Consider the following 18,244-nt stretch of genomic DNA (forward strand, 5'->3'; position numbering starts at 1 on the left):
TTACAGGATGGCTTAATGAAAATGCTTGAGCTGTTTACGCAGCTGTTGCACTTCATCGATTAAATCCAGCATCACCGCTACGGCTGATAAGCTTGCATCGAAGTCACGTTGTAAACGGTAAGCACGTCTAGCCCGACTGACATCTTCACCAATAAACTGATAGCTTTGCGGTTCCACAGAAATCTGCAAAATATCGTAATCAATCAGTTTTAACACCCAGTCGGTACTTTGACCGCATGCCTCAGCGAAGTGCTCAAGATCAAGTGCCAATTGTTCATCAATGATTTCAACTTGGCTATGACCGTCATATTGAATTTCTTTGTATTGAATGGTTGTCATGATCTTACTCCTTATGAGGCGCGAGGTCGGAATGAGGCAAAGGCATCGGCAAATTGTTGGTAGGCCTGTTGCTCTTGCTCATTGTGCACTGGCGGTAAAACAATATTAATAATCAGGTATAAATGTCCCGCAGTTTTGTTTGGAATGCCTTTGTCTTTTAAACGCAGTTGTTGCCCATTCTTGGCATTTTTTGGTAAGTTAACTTTGAGCTGCCCAGCAGGGGTACTGAGCTCGATGCTTTGCCCTATACCAGCTTCCCAAGGACTGACATCAATGGTTTGATACACATCGGCACCTTCGACACGAATTCTATCCGTGTCTTTGTATTGGATCTCAATGTATAGGTCACCATTTTCGCCGCCATTAATACCAATCTGACCTTGACCATTTAAGCGAATTTGTTGACCTTCCTTCATGCCTTTTGGAATTTTAACCTCTAAGGTTTTACGTTGTACCTCAGGTTCACCATAAACGTTATAAGTCGGGATCTGTAGGGTAATTTGTTGGGTTGAACCGTGATAGGCAATATCTAAATCAACTTGAATGCTGGCATGTTGATCTTCACCACGATAGCTACGTTGTTGACGCTGAGAGCGTTGCTGTCCTCCACCAAAGCCAGAACCAAAACGGCCAAATAAGTCCTCAAATCCACTAAAGTCAGCACCATCGCCTGAACTTTGGCGATAGAATTGTGAACCGTCAAAACCGCTTTGATTGCCTTGTCCAAAATTAGAGAAACCTTGTGGATGATCCAGCATCTGATCATATTCAGCTTTTTTGGTACTGTCACTCAACGTGTCATAGGCGACATTAATCGCCTGCATTTTGGCTTCAGCATCGGCTTCTTTGCTAATATCAGGATGATATTTACGTGCCAATTTTCGATAGGCTTTTTTGATTTCATCTGCTGAGGCGTCTCTTGAAACACCCAGCTCTTCATAATAATTTTTTGCCATGATCTATAATAAATATAATGATGTGTTTGTTTTATTATGAAACGAATCCAAGAGATTTCAATGGATTCGATTGTATAAGACTTGTTCTGTTTGGCTAAAAACTACATCGTTAAGGTTTTTAATGTGGACTTGATGTCGATTTTAAATAAAGGTATCGATTAGTCCATAGAGCGCGATCAAGACCAGTAAAACACCACATAGTCCCAGAATCTTCGGATAGATGCTGCTTTGAGATAGGCTACGAAAGAACAGATATACCAAAGACAGGGTTAGGAAATCCAAGACAATCCACGTCACAGTCAGTAGGCTTAAACTGAAATTGATATTCGATGAGATGTTAATAAACTGCGGGAAAAAAGCCGAAAAGAAAATAATATCTTTCGGATTGGAAATTCCTACGAGAAAGCCTTTTTTAAAGCCGCCACTTTGTGCAGATACGGTTTGGATAGCGGTTGGATGTGGTGCCTGAAGCACTTCTTTAATAATGCTATAACCCAGATAGGCAATATAAAGGCAACCTAATATGCGAATGGCTTTTAGGTAGTTTTCATCAATGGTGAGAAAACCCTTGAGAATGAGTACGGAAATAAAAATCAGGATTAAAGAGGCGAGGTTGGTTCCAAAAATTGTCTCTAGTGCTTTTTTATAGCCACCCTTAAGGCCAGCACTGGCGACCAAAATCATCACAGGACCAGGCGTGGCAATCAGTACAACCACACTGATGATAAACAGCAAGTATTCGAAGTAATTCATAAGTCAAATTTTAGGTCTATGTTATTGGGAGATTTGAAAATTGTTTTAGCGCATAGACCTTAATACAAAATAAAAAAAGACGGAAGTCCGTCTTTTTTATTTTTAACATTTAGTCAATTAACTTAAATGTTCACCGAACAAACCTAAAGCTTCTTCTGCTGTAAATTCATAACGTGTATTACAGAACTGACAATCCATTTGGATTGGGTTTTGCGCTTCCAGTGTTTCATGGACTGCAGTAACACCAATTTGGATCAAGGCATTGGCACAACGTTCTTTGGAACAAGTACAACCAAATTTTAACTGTTCGACCTCAGGCAAACGCACTTCCTCTTCGTTATACAAGCGATAGAGAATTTCATTTGCTGATAGATCAGTCAGCTCTTCCGGCTTAAGGGTTTCAGTGAGCATGGTCAAACGTGGCCATAGATCTTCATCAACCAACTTTTGCTCTTCTTCATCATTACGAGGAAGTAATTGAATCAATAGACCACCCGAACGTTGGTTATTGGTTGCCAATACAATGTGGGTTGGGATCTGCGCAGACAAATCGTAATACTGTGTCAAACAACCTGCCAAGGTCGGTTGATCAAGTGGAACGATCCCTTGATAGCGTTCGCCGTGTTCAGGTTCAATGTTGATGAACAGCACTGGGTTGGTTAAAGCCGCAAGCACAGTACGACTGTCGCTACCTTCAACGAAACGAGGATCTTCTTCGTAATCCGCCAATGCGCGAACTTCACCTAAATGGTTGCACTCAGCCATGGCCCATTTAAATGTTCCAGTTGCTTGGATCTGTAAGCTAATACGACCACGAATCTTGAGTGTACTGGCCAGTAAGGCTGTTGCACTGAGCATTTCACCTAACAGGCTTTGTACCGCAGGCATATATTCACGTTGCGCCAAAATAGTTTGAAGCGCTTCTTCTAAATGCACTACTTCACCGCGAACAGGGCAGTCTTCGATAAAAAAGCGTTGGCGTAAATCAGACATATTTTTCTCCAGTACCCCCTAAGGGGAAAACAAAGCAACGCTTTGCCTTGTAAAGCACTTCAGGCTTTATAAAAAGGTGCATGGTTATGCAGTCAATAATGGTGTCAGTTTGCTAAAACTCAAGATATTTCATTGAGTGAATTTGCATCACTTTGTGTGTTTTGATCATTGCTCAAGCGATCTGATCTTAAAGTTTTTGTGTTTTCAAACAAATACTCAAGCTCTGCAATCGCACTTGGATAGTTTTCAAGGACATCTTGTTGATCATGGGACCAATGTTGCTGCATGAGCAGCTTTTCATCTTCTTGTTTAAAGCGCTCAATTTGAATATGTGCATCTTCAACGGAGAGACCCGTTTCAATCAATGCCTGTTGTGCCATATTTAACGATGAAGCATAGGTTTCACGCCAAATATGTTGTACGCCTAAATCATTGAGTAAATGCGCATGATGGCGGTCACGTGCTCGTACAAACAGGGTTAAATCTGGATAGTTCAAACGTAGATGCCGCGCCAGATTCATACTGTCTTCAACATCATCAATTGCAACAATCAATAATTTGCAATATTCAATGCCTGCTGCACGTAAGTTCTCGACTTGGGTGACATCAGCATCAAAGAAACGATGTCCATATTGTTCAATAAAATCAGCATCGGGTTGATTGCTATCAATGACACTGAATTGTTTGCCTTGTGCGTGTAAGGCCCGTGCGATGACTTGTCCAAAACGGCCAAAGCCCAAAATAAGAATCGGGTGTTGAGGGACATCGTCAATCTGTACTGACACCCTCTTCTGCAATTTTGGTAAAACTTTTGAATCAAATAACCAATACAGCAGTGGGGTCATTAGCATTGAACCAAATACAATGAGTAAGGTCGGTTGCAGAAGATCTTTGGTCAGCAAGTTCTCGCTTTCTGCCAGTTTGAGTAAAATAAAACTGAGTTCACCACTTTGAGCCAAGATGATTGCAAACAGGGTACTGAGCTTGGCATGACGTTGTTGGTAATAGCTGATTGCTGTAACAACAGCAGCCTTGATCACAACTAAACCAAAGATTGATGCGATGATCAATAATGGTGTTTGGATAAGGGGTTGCAGTGAAAGCCCCAAGCCGATGGCCAGAAAAAATAGACCTGTTGCAGCATCTTTAAAGGGTTCAAGAATGCGTTCAACTTCACTTTTAAATTCTGTCTCTGCGAGTAATAAGCCTCCCAGAAATGCACCAATTAGAATATGGATATTTAAAATATCCATGATGAGGATGACAGAAAGAAAGACCAGTAAACTGAGGACAGGAATCAAATGAATACTGTGTTTACGGGCTAAAAAACGGAATGCCGGACGAACTAAATAGCGGCTGGCTAAGAATAATCCTGAAAATGTCGCGATGATTGCTGCAAAATAGGAAATGCCATGCCGTGTAGAAGCAGTGTCTTCAAGTAATGGAAATAACACAATCAAGATGACGGCAACAAAGGCTTGAAATTGCAAGGTTGCTAAAGTCGCTTGTCCTAATTTGTTATTGAGTTGCTGTTTTTTTTCTAGGAGTTGTAATGGTAAAGCGACTGCGGATAGCGCTAAAGCACATCCGAGAATCAGACTGGTTAGCACATCATTAAACAGTAAAAAACATGCGCCAATCACAACAAGAGTAATGATTAGGAGTTGTAATCCGCTGTTTTTTAGAATGCCTCTACGCTCGAGCCAAAGTTGTTGTGGTCGAAAAGCAAAACCGACAAATAACATGATTGCAATCATACCAAAATGTAGCAATTGCTCGATGAACTGTGGATCTTCAATCAGACCCGAAACACTGGAGCCAAGTAACAGTCCTGCAATCAGATAACCCAGAACAGTATTGGCGGCATAGCGTTTTGCTAATGGAACAAAAATTAAAGTCGCAGCCAGTAAAAAAATAATCGGTAGCAGTAAAGACATTGAATGCCTCAAATTTTTCTATTTTGTCTAGACTAACTCAAATGAGTCGTCCGTAAAAATATGATCTGAAAAGATGATATTGGAAAACGTTCGATGACTTGAACACGCTCAGGCTAAGCCTCTAACTAAACTCTTGCGGATCAACATCAATCGATAGCCTCAGTAGATGCTGGCGAGGTAAGTGTACGACGTGTTGCCACCATTGGCGCAAATAAAAATGCAGTTTTGCTCGATCGCTAGACAAAATCACCATATGTGCACGATAACGGCCTGCTTTACGTTCCATCGGTGCGGGAATCGGTCCCCAAATGTCGACTAAATCTCCAGCCATTGTCCGTAATTGTTGTGCAATATCCGCTAAGAATTGCTGACTATAATCTCGATCTTTAGATTCAACCCGAACCAATACCGCATAGCGATAGGGTGGAAGGAGTGCGATTTTACGATCAGCCAGCATTTGTTTGGCGACTGTACGGTAGTCATGCTCAATTAAAGTGGTCAACATCGGGTGATCGGGGCGTAGGCTTTGTAAATAGACACTGCCTTTATGCTCGCCTCGACCAGCACGGCCGGCGACCTGTACAATCAACTGTGCGGTTCGCTCAGGTGCACGTGGGTCGACACTGAGCAAGCCTGCATCAATATCTAAAATCGCAACGAGCGTCACATGTGGGAAATGATGACCTTTGGCTAGCATCTGTGTACCCAATAAAATATTGGGTTTATTTTGCTGAATGCGATCATAAATTTTCTGCCAGCTACCCACTTTGCTGGTACTGTCACGATCGACCCGAATCACTTCATGGTGTGGGAATAACTCTTGTAAGTGTTCTTCAAGTTTTGCTGTGCCTGCACCAATGGTTTTTAAGCTTTGTTTCTGACATGCAGGACAATGATCAGGCAGGCGATTGATGGTGCCGCAGTGATGGCAATGTAAATAATGATAGGGCTGTGAATGCAAAGTAAAATGCGCATCACAATGTGGGCAGTTGGCTTGCCAACCACAGCTTTCACACATCAGGATCGGTGCATAGCCGCGTCGATTTAAAAAGATCAGCACTTGTTCTTTACGCTCTAACGTATGCTTGATTTGTTCGATGAGCGTTTGGCTGAGTCCGTGCTTCTTTTTTGCGATTTTTAAATCAACCACATGCATTTTCGGCAGTACCGCCACGCCCGCACGTTGATTTAGTTCAAGCAAATGTAATTTGCCCGATTCTACCAAGTGATAACTGTCGATACTTGGTGTTGCAGATCCGAGAATGACAGGGCAGTTCTGTAAATGACCACGATATAGGGCTACATCACGGGTATGGTAGCGGAAACCTTCTTGCTGCTTAAAAGAGAGATCATGCTCCTCATCCAAGATAATCAAGCCAAGATGAGGGAGTGGTGTGTAAATTGCAGAACGTGTACCAATAATAATCGAGGCTTTACCCGTTTGCGCATGTTGCCATGCCTGTAAGCGTTTCGAGTCATTTAAGCCTGAATGGAGCAAGGCTACATCACAATGAAAGCGTGACTTAAAACGAGCGACCGTTTGTGGTGTCAGGCCAATTTCAGGCACCAGTACCAACACCTGTTTACCTTGTTTTAATACCTCATACATGACTTGCAAATAGACTTCAGTTTTACCGCTGCCGGTCAAACCATCCAATAAAAATGCTTGGTATTGATGCTGTGCTTTGAGGATCTGTTGAATGGCTTTCTTTTGATCTTCGTTCGGCGTCAAAGGTACTTGCGCCAGTTGCACAGGCGTTGGGGTGAAATCATGCGGTTCCAGACAGCACTCAACCAAGCCTTTTTTTTCTAATGCCTTTAAAGTTGCGGTTTCTACACCACTTAGATTGAGCACATTTTCAGTGGTACCGTGTGGATGCAGTTTAAGAACCTGATAAGCATCATATTGTTTTTGAGAGCGTTTTAATAAAGAGGCTGGGTCTTCATGTGCTGTGATCTTCCATAAATGAAACAGGATATCTAAGGCACGCCCTTGTCTTAATAAGCTGGGCAGGGCACTTTGCATTACCTCACCAATCGGGAATTGGTAATATTGTGCTGACCATGTCAACAAAGTTAAAACTTGTTGGTCTAGAATCGTTTCCTGATCGAGTAATTCTGTGATGGCCTTAAGTTTGAATTGTCCTGTAAATACTTCGTGAGGATCTACTTTTTCAGTAATAATTCCCACGAGGTTTTGCCGCCCAAAAGAAATGGCAACGCGTGCACCGATTTGTGCTTGTGCATATTGCTCAGCACTGACTGTATAGTCAAAGGTGTCATACACATAGACGGGTATCGCGACTCGAATACGGTAGAGAATAGCGTTAGAATTTTGGCTAGGCATATAGGCTTCATTCATGGGTAAAATGGCATGACTGCATGTCATGGAATTATGCTAAAGTGCGAAGTGTTATGTCGATGAATTTCTTGTGAAACGCTCAGGTTTCACTTCAAACACGGATGCAACGGTAACAACAACTATTTTGGGACAATTAGAACAGAACCATGCCTGCTTATCAATTTACCGCGCTTGATGCCTCAGGAAAGCAACATAAAGGTGTGCTGGAAGGGGATTCTGCACGCCAAATTCGTCAACAGTTACGCGATAAAGCATGGACACCCATTGCGGTCGATGCCGTTGAGCAAAAAGACAAACAGCAACAACGTTCATGGTTTAAAAAAAGCTTTAGTGCCTATGATTTGGCATTAATGACCCGACAGCTTTCTGTGTTAGTTGCTGCAGGTATTCCACTTGAAGAAGCACTACGTGCAGTGAGTAAGCAAAGTGAAAAATCACATGTGCAAAACCTATTAATCGCCGTACGGTCCAAGGTTCTAGAAGGACATTCACTGGCGAAAAGTATGCAGCAATCGGGTCGCTTTCCCGAACTGTATATTGCCACCGTTGCTGCAGGCGAGCGCTCAGGTCATCTTGATTTAATCTTAGATCAGTTGTCGGACTACACCGAAAATCGTTTTGCTATGCAGAAGAAAGTACAGGGTGCGATGATCTATCCGATTGTACTGATGCTGATGTCTTTCGGGATCGTGATGGGCCTGATGACCTACGTCGTGCCTGAAATCGTCAAAACCTTTGAACAAAGTAAAGAAGCCTTGCCTTGGATCACGGTTGCCTTGATGAAGGCCAGTGCCTTTATTCGGCATACTTGGATTGGCATGCTCATTCTTGCATTTATTGCCATTATTGTATTTACCCGTTTTTTAAGAACCAATGCGGGACATTATGCATTTGACCGATTAACACTCAGATTGCCACTATTTGGTAAACTTTCGCGTGGTATAAATGCGGCACGTTTTGCCAGTACCTTATCGATTCTGACCCGTTCAGGTGTGCCTTTGGTCGAAGCCTTGCGTATTGGGGCGGAAGTTAGCAATAACTGGGTGATTCGTGATGCGATTGAAGTGGCAATGGAGCGTGTAACAGAAGGTGGTAATTTGGCAACACAGTTGGAGCGTTGCGGTTATTTCCCACCAATGATGGTACAAATGATTCGAAGTGGTGAAGCGTCTGGTGAACTGGATCGTATGTTGGATCGTGCATCGACCATGCAAGATCGTGAGGTCACCACCTTTATTTCCACATTACTGGCGTTACTCGAACCCTTGATGCTGATTTTTATGGCAGCAATTGTATTGGTGATTGTGATTGCAGTAATGTTGCCAATTATTAATATGAACAATATGATTTAATGAGTGACATGTAAGAGATGAATATGAATAATTCAATGGATAAACAAAATGTTGGACGTAGCTTGAATCCTGCCACTCGAAGCATAGCTTCTCGTCTTGCGACCCGACCGAGCGCTGCTCGGTTTAATCGGGTCTCAGGATTTACACTCATTGAAGTGATGGTTGTTATTGTAATTCTTGGTGTTTTGGCAGCATTGATCGTTCCGAACGTGATGGGTCGTGGTGAAAAGGCCAAAGTGGATACCACCAGTATTACCTTAAAAGGTGTTGCGGGTGCTTTGGATCAGTATAAGTTGGACAATGGTCGTTACCCATCAATGCAAGATGGTGGTCTAGATGCGTTGGTGAACCAACCAGCAACAGCGAAAAACTGGTTGCCTGGTGGTTATGTCAAAGGTGGCTATCCAAAAGACAGTTGGGAGAATGATTTACAGTATGTGATCCCAGGTCGTGAAGGTCGTCCATTTGATTTATATTCGTTTGGCGCGGATGGTAAAGAAGGTGGCGAAGGCAATGATGCGGATATTTATTATCAGCCATAATGCTTTAATAAAATATCACTTCACTTTTGCATTAAATAAATAGAGAGTGAAGTGATAATGTTTCTTAATTCAATAAAACAACATAACTATTTGAAAAATATAAAATGAATAAAATATTGAATATGTGAGAGTTATAATAAGAATTATTCCCATATTTGATAGTTACAAGAAAAAGAAATTATGCAGAAAAATAGACTATTTCTTTAGATCAAAGCTTTGCATAATAAATTCAAGCCATTGAAAAATAAGATGTGGAGAAATCAGATGAAAGCATTCTTTATGTTGGATGAACTGAATCAGTTTCATTGGGCAATGCTTAAATCTGTATTGCTCATCTTAAGCCTATTACCCTTTAGTGAAGGTGCTTTAAGTTTGTGGCAAGCTTCAGAAGGAAGTAGTCAAATCATGATCGGCTTTTTTGCATTGAGTATGTTGAGTGCATGGTTTGTATTGTGTTTTTTAAGCGCCTTAAAAACCAGTGTTTGGGATAACCATGAGCTGATTTCTAAATATGAGCAGCTTGTATTTAAAGCCTACCGATATATTCCAATGCTGTTTTTATCGAGTCTCGTGGCGTATTTATCGGTACAATTATCGATTAATTTCTAAGCCGAAGATATTCAAAAAAACGTAGACTCAAGATCTACGTTTTTTTGGTCTAAATTTAAACTGGTCGCACCAAGAGCATTGTCATTTTACGCACGATAGGCAAGACCAACAGCAGCACAGGAAATGCGATCAGCCAAGAAATTCCCCATGCTGACATCCACGTTGCAAAAGAGAACTGCTCAAAACCCATACTTCTGAGCGTACTAATACAAGACACAATAAAAGTCATAATAATGGACAAGAAGAAGGGTAAAACAATGGATGCGTAACGATTAGGAATTTTTTGAAAATTAAAACTAGAAGATTTTGAACTCTGCATTTTTTACTCCGTAAACCAACAAACGCCAGTGCCTGATCAAAGATAAAAATATCTTGATCAAATAGCTCCAAGCTTTGTTGGAGATATGTTGGCACGTTGATTGACGTAAACGTTTACGGCTTTATGATCAGCAAAATTAATTTAGCATGAAGTTGCTCAATTGAAAATAAAAATAAGCGTATTTATTGAGTTGGATAGATTCGCTATGCTGCAAATGGGCTTAAATGAGAGAAAAGGAAAAAGCATGCAACAGATCGAATGGAATGACTTTACCAAGGTTGAATTACGTGTGGGTAGAATCATTCAAGCGGAAGTGTTTCAACAAGCGCGAAAACCCGCTTATATTTTGCAGGTGGATTTTGGTGAAGAGCTGGGGATCAGAAAATCCAGTGCACAAATTACCAAGTTGTATCAACCTGAGAATTTGATTGGAAAATTGGTGGTTGCTGTCGTGAATTTTCCGGAAAAACAGATTGGGCCGATTCAGTCCGAATGTCTGGTGACAGGTTTTCATAATGCAGACGGGGATGTCGCGCTTTGTGTCCCAGAGTTTGATGTTCCTCTGGGCACAAAGTTACTGTAATTTATCGACGTGATTTGAAGCTAATATCAACTTTACGTGGACGATAGATCCAGCCTACGATTAATAAAAGCAATGAGAAAATCAAGATCGGGTAATCACTTAAACGATTATAGAGAGTTTGCCCTTGCATGGCAGGTAATTCGCCACGTAACACGGCTTCTTGATCCATTGGCGCCTGTTTAACAATATGACCATGCTGATCGATAAATGCGGTCACACCTGTATTGGTGGCACGAATAAACCAACGACCATTTTCTTTGGCACGCATCTGTACCATTTGTAGATGTTGCCAAGGTCCAGCCGTCCCCGTGAACCAAGCATCATTCGATACGGTGATTAAGAAGTCACTATTAGCAGCATTACGACGAGTCAGGTTTGGATAGGCTACTTCATAGCAAATGGCGGCTGCCAGTGCATGACCTTTTACAGTCAGCGGTTTTTGATTGGCTTCACCGCGTGAAAAACCACTCATGCTGACATCGTTCTGCATCGCAGGCAGTACCCATTTCAGCATGCCTGACAATGGAATATATTCGCCAAAGGGTACTAAACGTTGTTTCTTATACAAGCCAAAGGAGTCGCTACCCGATGCCATAATACTGTTGTAATATAACGGCTCACCCACTTGCTGCGATTTGGCTAGATCCCAATAGGGAATACCTGTGACCCAAGCGCTATCGGTTTTCTTGGCTTGTGCCGACATTGCATCTAAGAACTCTTGAATATCGGTCTGGAACATTGGAATTGATGATTCAGGCCAAACAATCAGGTCACGGCCCCATTCTGCGCGCGTCAGAGTGGCATAGATTTCTAAAGTTTTAATCTGATATTCAGTCAGCCATTTCAGATCTTGCGGAATATTCCCTTGAATCAGTGAAACACTCAGCGGCTTTGCTGCTTTAGGCTGCACAAATTGAATAAAACCAGCGCCCCAAGCACCTAATACGAGAAGTGCAGAAGGAATGGCCCAGAACCAACGACGGTTTAAAATCTCAACCAAGGCACAGGCCAATACAATCACGACAAATGAAACGGCATAGACCCCGAATAAAGGTGCATAGCCATCGAGTAAGCGTTCAGTGAAGGCATAACCTGCAAATAACCATGGGAAACCTGTGAATACCCAAGTTTTTGCCCACTCAAATAACACCCAGAGTGGCGCGAAAGTCAGCGGTGTTTCTGGGAAAAAGCGACGATACAACCACGTTTGAAATGCGGTAAATAAGCCCATTGCGGCTGCCATAAAGACAATCATCAAAATGCTTAGAAAGGCATTGGTATCGCCATAGGTATGGATTGAGGTATACAGCCAGAACGCGCCGACAAACCATAAACCAAAACCATAGGCCCAACCGAGCGCAAAAGCTTGGCGTGGGCTACGTTGACGCAATACCGCATATAATAATGCAGGCGACAGAATCGCAAGCCACCAAAAGTAATAAGGGGCTAAAGCCAAACTAAAGATTACACCTGAAATTAGTGCAATCAACAGTGGAAAAATAAAAGGAAGCTGAGTGTGTGTTTGAGATGGATTTAACAGCTTCTCAAAATAGGTTCTCATTGACGGACAGCTCGAATCAGATGGATAGTGCGTGCATCTGCTTCAATAATGGTAAATTGCCAATCGCCAAGCTCAATGGTTTGACCTTGTAAATCGCTCACTAAACCAATCTCTTGCAGCAGTAAACCGCCCATAGTTTCAACTTCATCGTCAGAAAAATCTGCATCTAAAATAGTGTTGAAGTGTTCGATTGGTGTAAGTGCCTGCACAATCCAAGTATTGGCTGTGGTCGGGTCATTGTCTGGGACGATATACAGTGCTTCTTCATCTGCAATATCGTGCTCATCTTCAATTTCACCGACAATCTCTTCGAGAATATCTTCGAGGGTAACCAAACCAGAAGTCGAGCCATATTCATCGATAACAATCGCAATATGGGTTTGGGTATTTTTCAACATGCGCAACACTTGGTCTGAACGTGCACTTTCAGGTACAAATACAGGCTGACGCATCAATGAACGAATATCGACTTTGACATTGCGCTCGGTTAAGAAGGGCAATAGATCTTTTGCTAATAAGATACCAACGACATTATCCGTTTGATCCGCAGAGAATACTGGAAAGCGTGAATGTGCAGAATCAATCAACACATGCAGAATATCAAGTAATTGATCATCTTCCTGCAAACTGATAATCGCTGTACGCGGCGTCATGACTTCTCGAATCTTGGTTGCTGGCAGATCGAGAACACCCTCAAGCATAGCAACAGTATCTGGCTCTAAAAAGCGACGTGAGTCTTGAACTAACTTGAGTAATTCATCGCGGGTTTCAGGTGCGGTACCTAACCATTTTCTTAAGCCACGCATACCCCACGATGGACTGGATTCCTCGACCATGATCTTTCCTAAAGACTCTCTATATCAATTAGATGATTTTCATCATACCGAAGATAAAGCGGATATGCATCAATAATACTATGTAAAAAACGTACAGTTTTTCAAAACACTGTTGATGATTTTTATTTGAGCGGGTTATGCTAAAATGTGAATCTTCGAATATTTGAGTTTTATGATGTCTGAACAACCAAAACTTCCTGCTGTTCAAATCAATACGCGAGGTTTACGTTGCCCTGAACCTGTGATGATGTTGCACCAAGCCATTCGCAAAGCCAAGTCTGGCGATGTGGTTGAGGTACTTGCTACAGATCCGTCTACATCATGGGATATTCCAAAGTTTTGTATGCATCTCGGACACGAGTTGGTGTTAAAAGAAGAAAGCCAAGATGAAAATAGCAATACGGAATATCGTTATTTGGTGCAGAAGGGTTAACTGTCATTTCAGCCAAATAAAACAAAAGCATAAAAAAATCCGAGTCTAAACTCGGATTTTTTATTTTGAATTACATATTCGGATAGTTTGGACCACCGCCGCCTTCAGGGGTTACCCACGTAATGTTTTGTGATGGATCTTTGATATCACAAGTCTTACAGTGGACACAGTTGGCTGCGTTGATCTGGAAGCGTTTAGAACCGTCATCATTTTCCATGATTTCGTAAACACCTGCAGGGCAGTAGCGTTGAGCTGGCTCATCCCATTTCGGTAAGTTCACGTTCACTGGAATTGAAGGATCAGTTAACTTCAAATGAGCAGGCTGGTTTTCTTCATGTACGGTATTGGATACGAATACAGAAGATAAACGGTCAAAAGTTAACTTGCCATCTGGTTTTGGATAGTTTGGCTTAAACGTAGAAGCATCCACTGTTTTAAGCACGGCAAAGTCTTGTTTAAGATCATGCAAAGTGAATGGCACTTTAAAGATGTTTTGATCGATAAAGTTAAATGCACCACCAATCCATTGACCGAACTTATGCATCGCTGGACCAAAGTTACGCGAGCTATATAACTCTTCTTTTAACCAAGAATTGTTATATTTATCTGTGTAAGCAGTTAATTCTTTATCGAAGTGGTCTTCGCCTTCAAGCACACGTGCAATCGCAAGATCGCCACCTTTGGCAACACCCGCCGCAATCGCTTCAAAGACTGCTTCACCACACAACATGCCTGATTTCATTGCAGTGTGTGAGCCTTTGATTTTTGCGAAGTTCAAGAAACCAGCATCATCACCAATCAAGCAACCGCCTGGGAAGGTAAGTTTAGGTAAAGCATTGAAGCCACCTTTCACAACTGCACGAGCACCGTAAGAAATACGTTTGCCGCCTTCAAGGAATTGCTTGATAGTTGGGTGTGTTTTCCAACGTTGCATTTCCATGAATGGGTACATGTGTGGATTTTCATAAGATAAATCTACGATCATGCCCATGGTAACTTGATTGTTTTCTGCGTGGTATAACCACCAACCACCAGTAGAACCTGTTTCAGACAAAGGCCAACCAGCGCCATGCATCACTAAACCTGGTTTGTGTTTTGCAGGATCAATTTCCCAAAGTTCTTTAATCCCGATACCGTAATGTTGCGGATCAGCATCTTTATCTAGATTGTATTTGGCAATCAGGCGCTTACCAAGGTGACCGCGGCAGCCTTCAGCAAATAATGTGTATTTGGCATGAAGCTCATAGCCAGGCGTGAAGTTATGGGTTGGCTCACCATTTTTGCCAATCCCCATATCACCTGTTTGGATGCCTTTTACCGTACCATCTTCATGGTAAAGCACTTCAGCAGCAGCAAAGCCTGGGAAGATTGAAACTTCAAGTTCTTCTGCTTTTTGACCTAACCAACGCACCACATTACCTAAAGAAACCACATAGTTTCCTTCATTGTGCATTGATTTAGGCACCATCCAATGCGGCATTTTTTGTGCTTTGCTATCAGACAGTAAGAAATATGTTTCGTCACCCGTTACAGGGACATTCAGTGGCGCACCTTCTTCTTTCCAGTTTGGAAATAATTCGTTCATGGCACGTGGTTCAAGTACAGCACCAGAAAGGATATGCGCACCTACTTCAGAGCCTTTTTCAACAACACATACAGAAAGATCAGGTAGGTTGTTTTCAATCGCTAATTGACGAATTTTAATCGCAGCAGATAAACCCGAAGGTCCTGCGCCAACGATCACTACGTCAAACTCCATCGCTTCACGTTCGATGTGTTCCATGTAGGACTCCTCATATTTTTAAGGGTGGCAACCGTAATATTGCGATTCGGTGCTGCCATGAGTGTTCTGAATTGCCGAACACAAATGATAGTATGTGCTCGCAAACGTTTGGGCTAGTATAGTTTTAAACCTTGGTCTCGCCAATTGGCTGAGCGGTCATATTTTCTCGTCATCAAGGCATAAACTATGATAAATGAAAATGATTCTCCACAAAACCCTTTAGAAAATCAGGGAAAAATCATGTTTTCTGATGATAAAAACTTAATTGACATTGCACAATACATAAAAGATGTACAGCAAAGTCACAAAAGGTCAATTCCCCCATTGGAGCAGTGGCATCCAAAGCATTGCGGCAAAATGGATCTACGCATAAAAGCCAATGGCGAATGGTGGCACGAAGGTCAATTGGTCAAACGACAAGCGCTACTCGACCTGTTTAGCAAAGTCTTGTGGAAAGAAGATGGCAAATTCTATCTTAAAACCCCAGTTGAACAGATTGAAATTGAAGTCGAAGATGAGCCTTTGCTCGTTAATCAGGCAGATCAGGTGGAAATCGAAGGTAAAACCTATTTGCAGCTGACGACGATCAATCAGGATGTGGTGATTGTTGATGAGCAACATCCCATTTTTATGCGTGAATATGACGGTGAGTTAAGGCCTTATGTACATGTTCGCTTTGGTATGAATGCCTTGATTCAACGTCAGAGTTTTTATCATCTCGTGAACTATGGCAGTTTGTCTGAAAATGCGCAGGGCGAGACGGTTTTAACACTAAAAAGTGGTGATTTGGTCTTGCATTTGAGCACCTGAGGTTTAAGCTTAAAAGAGCGAATAAACCAATGCCTAAGTGTGTATGACAGCTGTTCAATCGATGCCTCTTTTACTCAATCCTATGCCACATGCGTCATCAGATGCGCCTATTGGTGTCTTTGATTCAGGGGTAGGTGGATTGTCGGTTGCGCAGGAGATTGCCCGACATTTACCCAATGAGCGGATTATCTACTATGCAGATACGGCACATGTCCCGTATGGGGCACGTAGCGATCAGGAAATCCGCCAGCTCACCGCTCAAGCGATTGAATGGCTGTATCGTCAAGGCTGCAAAATTGCGGTAGTCGCATGTAATACAGCTTCGGCATTTAGTTTGGATTATTTACGTGACCATTATGGTGAACGATTTCCAATTGTTGGTTTAGTGCCTGCATTGAAACCCGCAGTGATCCAAACCCAGTCAAAAGTTGTAGCAGTACTGGCGACACCTGCAACCTTTCGCGGTCAGTTGATTAAAGATGTCATCGCTAAATTTGCGGAGCCTGCTGGGGTTAATGTTTTAACAGTGACGAATTTAGACTTGGTGCCGTTTGTAGAAGCGGGTCAGGAGATGAGTCAGGCGTGTTTAAATGTCTTGCAACAGATACTTCAACCTGTGGTTGAGCAGGGGGCTGATTATTTAGTGTTGGGATGCACGCACTATCCATTTCTAAAACAAGCGATTCATCAGATTTTTGCAGAAAAATTAAAATTAATTGATTCTGGACAAGCAGTTGCACGACAAACAACCTATATTTTAATTAAAAATGGGTTATTATGTGACAAATTGCGTCATAATATTACACGTATTGAATGTTATGTCAGTGGTAACAATGCTGTCGCACTGCAATCAGTCCTTCAGCACCTTATACCAGAACAATTAACATGGAAAGTTAGAAATTTGGACGATCTAGGTGTTTCTCATATCTAAATTGAGCCAGTTTTATATATTTTATTGGGGTTAGCTGTTAATAAAAATCAAGATGCATACTTGATATTATTGATAAATGAATTGGGGCTTCGCCTATGCAAGATACTCGTTATCAAGTCTTTATTTCTACCTCTGGCAATGAAATGCAACCAGAGCGAGCGGTTTTGGCACAAACTCTTGTGGGAATGGGATTCCTGTCTTGGGGTTTAGAGCAACGTACGCCTTTAAGTACCTCGATTGCCCGTCGTCAAATTGATGATTGTGATTATGTGGTGATTCTGTTGGGTAGCCAATATGGCGAGCAGTCGGTTTCAGGTGTGGGTTATATGCATCTGGAATATATTTATGCGATGACCAAACAGAAGCCAGTCATTGTATTTATGCATGAAGATCCGGAATCGCGTGATACAAAATTGCATGATCATAAATCTGAGTTAAAAGAAAAATTTAAAGAGTTTAGAAAGCAGCTTCAACATGAAGTTGACCAAGTCTTTTGTTATCGCACATTAAGAGATTTAGAGTTGGCAGTGCGTTCAAGTATGCCGCAGATGTTAGAGCGTTATCCTGTCGTGGGTTGGGTGCGTCCGCAAAACACACAGGTACTACGTGATGAAATTGATGCATTGCGAGCCAAAGTCAAACAGCTGGAAACAGAGCTCGGTAATCGTGAAACAGATCCATTGACCAATGTTGCTAAAGTTTCGATGCATGAACTGTATTCTTTTGAGTACCGCATGCATGCTTATCAAGATGGTAATTTCAAAGAAGTTAAACCGCATCGTAAAATGACGTGGGCACAATTACTGAATGTTTTGGGCTCGGCTTTTGTCATTCCAACACCTGAAGAATATTTTTCTAAACGCATGAATGAATATCTAAATGAAACGGGTTTGGAGGATGCACGCAAAGAGATGCCAAGAGCACATGCGGTTTCTCGTGCTCAAGTCAATATTCGGGCGTTGCATGAAATTAAATTGCAGATGCGTCAAAATGAATGGATCATGCCGACAGGACGTGATGATCGTCAGCGTATGCTGTGGCAACTGACAGCAAAAGGGCAGAAATTATTGGAAAGTAATGTTTTGGACAGTAATCGGGTTTTTCAATTTAAGACCATGCATTAATCCAATTTAGAAAAAAGCCTT

General features: G+C 42.0%; 18 protein-coding genes. 8 read left to right on the forward strand and 10 right to left on the reverse strand.

Features of this window, described 5'->3' with window-relative positions:
* Positions 1–12: 12 nt before the first annotated feature.
* From B2727_RS15695 to B2727_RS15720, 6 genes are all read right to left on the reverse strand, one after another.
* Positions 13–339, reverse strand: a complete 327-nt coding sequence (locus tag B2727_RS15695; protein WP_004802375.1) for a chaperone modulator CbpM — start codon at positions 337–339, stop codon at positions 13–15.
* Between the two features lie 11 nt (positions 340–350).
* Positions 351–1,295 (reverse strand): DnaJ C-terminal domain-containing protein, encoded by a 945-nt coding sequence (locus B2727_RS15700; protein ID WP_033133213.1) that lies wholly within the window; start codon positions 1,293–1,295, stop codon positions 351–353.
* A gap of 141 nt (positions 1,296–1,436) precedes the next feature.
* Positions 1,437–2,048, reverse strand: a complete 612-nt coding sequence (locus tag B2727_RS15705; RefSeq protein ID WP_033133214.1) for a LysE family translocator — start codon at positions 2,046–2,048, stop codon at positions 1,437–1,439.
* Between the two features lie 117 nt (positions 2,049–2,165).
* On the reverse strand, positions 2,166–3,041 hold the full coding sequence (locus B2727_RS15710) for an Hsp33 family molecular chaperone HslO (protein ID WP_033133215.1): 876 nt from the start codon (positions 3,039–3,041) through the stop codon (positions 2,166–2,168).
* A gap of 119 nt (positions 3,042–3,160) precedes the next feature.
* The gene (locus B2727_RS15715; protein ID WP_033133216.1) at positions 3,161–4,978 is read right to left on the reverse strand and encodes a cation:proton antiporter; all 1,818 of its coding nucleotides are present in this window, start codon (positions 4,976–4,978) and stop codon (positions 3,161–3,163) included.
* Positions 4,979–5,099: 121 nt separating this feature from the next.
* Positions 5,100–7,340 (reverse strand): primosomal protein N', encoded by a 2,241-nt coding sequence (locus B2727_RS15720; RefSeq protein WP_033133284.1) that lies wholly within the window; start codon positions 7,338–7,340, stop codon positions 5,100–5,102.
* 146 nt (positions 7,341–7,486) lie between these two features.
* On the opposite strand from B2727_RS15720, the gene gspF reads away from it, so the two are divergent.
* The 3 genes from gspF to B2727_RS15735 all read left to right on the forward strand — a co-directional run bounded on the left by gspF (position 7,487) and on the right by B2727_RS15735 (position 9,843).
* Positions 7,487–8,692, forward strand: a complete 1,206-nt coding sequence (gene gspF, locus B2727_RS15725; RefSeq protein WP_005315020.1) for a type II secretion system inner membrane protein GspF — start codon at positions 7,487–7,489, stop codon at positions 8,690–8,692.
* A gap of 23 nt (positions 8,693–8,715) precedes the next feature.
* Entirely contained in the window at positions 8,716–9,234 is a 519-nt protein-coding gene (gene gspG / locus B2727_RS15730; protein ID WP_033133217.1) for a type II secretion system major pseudopilin GspG, read from the forward strand.
* 264 nt (positions 9,235–9,498) lie between these two features.
* Positions 9,499–9,843 (forward strand): hypothetical protein, encoded by a 345-nt coding sequence (locus tag B2727_RS15735; RefSeq protein ID WP_033133218.1) that lies wholly within the window; start codon positions 9,499–9,501, stop codon positions 9,841–9,843.
* A gap of 55 nt (positions 9,844–9,898) precedes the next feature.
* On the opposite strand, the gene B2727_RS15740 is transcribed toward B2727_RS15735, so the two are convergent.
* Positions 9,899–10,162: a DUF2798 domain-containing protein gene (locus tag B2727_RS15740; protein WP_005200416.1), complete on the reverse strand. Its 264-nt coding sequence runs from the start codon at positions 10,160–10,162 to the stop codon at positions 9,899–9,901.
* A 244-nt stretch (positions 10,163–10,406) separates the two neighbouring features.
* Between B2727_RS15740 and B2727_RS15745 the strand changes: the two genes are divergently transcribed.
* Complete coding sequence (locus tag B2727_RS15745) at positions 10,407–10,745, forward strand: tRNA-binding protein (protein ID WP_033133285.1); 339 nt, start codon at positions 10,407–10,409, stop codon at positions 10,743–10,745.
* Between the two features lies 1 nt (position 10,746).
* On the opposite strand, the gene lnt is transcribed toward B2727_RS15745, so the two are convergent.
* Complete coding sequence (gene lnt, locus B2727_RS15750; RefSeq protein WP_033133219.1) at positions 10,747–12,306, reverse strand: apolipoprotein N-acyltransferase; 1,560 nt, start codon at positions 12,304–12,306, stop codon at positions 10,747–10,749.
* Positions 12,303–13,142: an HlyC/CorC family transporter gene (locus tag B2727_RS15755; RefSeq protein ID WP_004802396.1), complete on the reverse strand. Its 840-nt coding sequence runs from the start codon at positions 13,140–13,142 to the stop codon at positions 12,303–12,305. The genes lnt and B2727_RS15755 overlap by 4 nt, the downstream gene beginning before the upstream one ends.
* A 175-nt stretch (positions 13,143–13,317) precedes the next feature.
* Here B2727_RS15755 and tusA point away from each other — a divergent pair, with 175 nt between their 5' ends.
* The gene (gene tusA / locus B2727_RS15760) at positions 13,318–13,575 is read left to right on the forward strand and encodes a sulfurtransferase TusA (protein WP_033133220.1); all 258 of its coding nucleotides are present in this window, start codon (positions 13,318–13,320) and stop codon (positions 13,573–13,575) included.
* A gap of 70 nt (positions 13,576–13,645) precedes the next feature.
* Here the strand turns inward: tusA and B2727_RS15765 are convergent, their stop codons facing one another.
* Positions 13,646–15,358, reverse strand: a complete 1,713-nt coding sequence (locus B2727_RS15765) for an electron transfer flavoprotein-ubiquinone oxidoreductase (protein WP_033133221.1) — start codon at positions 15,356–15,358, stop codon at positions 13,646–13,648.
* Between the two features lie 186 nt (positions 15,359–15,544).
* Here B2727_RS15765 and B2727_RS15770 point away from each other — a divergent pair, with 186 nt between their 5' ends.
* The 3 genes from B2727_RS15770 to B2727_RS15780 all read left to right on the forward strand — a co-directional run bounded on the left by B2727_RS15770 (position 15,545) and on the right by B2727_RS15780 (position 18,223).
* Positions 15,545–16,168: a DUF1285 domain-containing protein gene (locus B2727_RS15770; RefSeq protein WP_033133222.1), complete on the forward strand. Its 624-nt coding sequence runs from the start codon at positions 15,545–15,547 to the stop codon at positions 16,166–16,168.
* A 43-nt stretch (positions 16,169–16,211) separates the two neighbouring features.
* Positions 16,212–17,099, forward strand: a complete 888-nt coding sequence (gene murI / locus B2727_RS15775) for a glutamate racemase (protein ID WP_033133223.1) — start codon at positions 16,212–16,214, stop codon at positions 17,097–17,099.
* 95 nt (positions 17,100–17,194) lie between these two features.
* A complete protein-coding gene (locus B2727_RS15780) occupies positions 17,195–18,223 on the forward strand; it encodes a DUF4062 domain-containing protein (protein ID WP_004802409.1) in 1,029 nt (342 codons plus the stop codon).
* Positions 18,224–18,244: the final 21 nt, after the last annotated feature.

The sequence above is a fragment of the Acinetobacter sp. UBA991 genome (assembly GCF_002292065.1).
Taxonomy (GTDB): domain Bacteria; phylum Pseudomonadota; class Gammaproteobacteria; order Pseudomonadales; family Moraxellaceae; genus Acinetobacter; species Acinetobacter higginsii.